At 54.3% G+C, this 1477-nt stretch carries 1 protein-coding gene; it reads right to left on the reverse strand.

The genetic code is table 11. The features are described from left to right. Nucleotides 1-8: 8 nt before the first annotated feature. Nucleotides 9-1403: an IS4 family transposase gene (locus tag CLV58_RS27865; RefSeq protein ID WP_106141119.1), complete on the reverse strand. Its 1395-nt coding sequence runs from the start codon at nt 1401-1403 to the stop codon at nt 9-11. Nucleotides 1404-1477: the final 74 nt, after the last annotated feature.

Below are 1477 nucleotides of genomic sequence, written 5' to 3' on the forward strand. Positions count from 1 at the left end.
GGTGAGGTTTACCCATAAGTTGGGGGTTTTGCCTGTGAGTACTCGTTCTTTGACATCCTGTATCCATCTACTACCGTCTGAAAGTGCAGGTAGCCCTTCCAGATTGTCTGCCAACCGGGCGGGCCGCTTTGACGAACACCCTGGTGACCGCCCAGGCGAGCCAAAAGCTGCCAAAACCAGCCCACGCTTTGGAAGACTAGTTCGGCTTGCTCGTAGCGACTTAGGTAACGACTACTCAACTGAGTAGCCACCTGAGCTTCACTAGCGTCCGCCCACGCCATAGGGGACGTGGAGACAGGCCCTTGACTCTGATCCCGCAACCGTAGTAAACGGATGGCCACTAAACTCAGCAAACGCAGACTGTTGCTCAGGGCTTCAACCGACTCGAACTGACGGGTTTCCACGCGGCAGCCACTTTTGAGACATTTGTGGTAGTCTTCGCAGGTGCGCCAACGGTGGGTGTACACATTCAGCTGCTGTTCCACCTGAGCGAGTTGGGTGACAGTTTCGTTGGTCAGCAGCCGCCATACGCTCGGTTGGTGGGCAGCTAGTGGTTCCACCTGTTTGAGCTCGATCACCGTCAGGGGTTGATCAATGCCTGCCAAGGCAACCAGCCCCCATTTGACCTGACAGCGCAACTCGTGCACCTTTCCTTTCGCGTCCCGAATAGGTCGCGTCAACCAGCCCCCTACCGGCTGACTGTCGAGCCATTCTTGCAACAAAGCCGATTTGTCAGCCAGTTGGCGATTCTGGCCACTGCGACTCACAAAGGTTTGCTGATACTTCAGGGCCAGGTTGTACCACCCGGCGATGTCTGATTCGGCATCCGCCACCTGTACGATCCGATAAGCTGTTTGCTGACTAAATCGTCGGGCAAACTCAAGCGCTCCCACCCACTTGTAGCTTTCCTTCTCCTCGAAAGGGCGCTCTTTGTGGGTATGTCGCTTCCCATAACTGGCCCGATCCCGCTGAATGAACTGCTGTATGGGAATACCCAGGGGCACAAAATCCGAGTCGGCCAGGATGGCGTGGTGCAAGAGTAGGCCGTTATCGTCTACGTTTTGCAGGTAGCCCAGATCGAGCTTACGCCCATGGAAGCGAGCCACCGTAGTGTCCTGAAAGGAATAGAGCGTTTTATTGGGGGCGTTGGCTGGCTGTTGATTGGCCCACTGAATTAGTCCCTGCTGATAGGCTTGATCCATGACAGCGGGCGTTAGTTTGGGGTTGTTAACGAGTCGGTAGAAGGCTTTGAGGAGCGCATTCTTATTGAACAATCGGGGAAACGATTGGGCACAGTCGAGTTGCATCAACTGAGTCTGTAGGTATTGACAACGTCGGTTGAGTCGTTGATCACCAATCCGAAAGTGGTCAAGTTGACAGGCGATGACAGCGTCAAGGGTCATAGTGAAGATAGATACAGAATGTCCAAGAACGGAAACTTACGATCAAAGCCCGACTTGTGGGTAAACCTCACCCC

Origin of the sequence: Spirosoma oryzae (genome assembly GCF_003002825.1) — a bacterium.
GTDB classification, from domain to species: domain Bacteria; phylum Bacteroidota; class Bacteroidia; order Cytophagales; family Spirosomataceae; genus Spirosoma; species Spirosoma oryzae.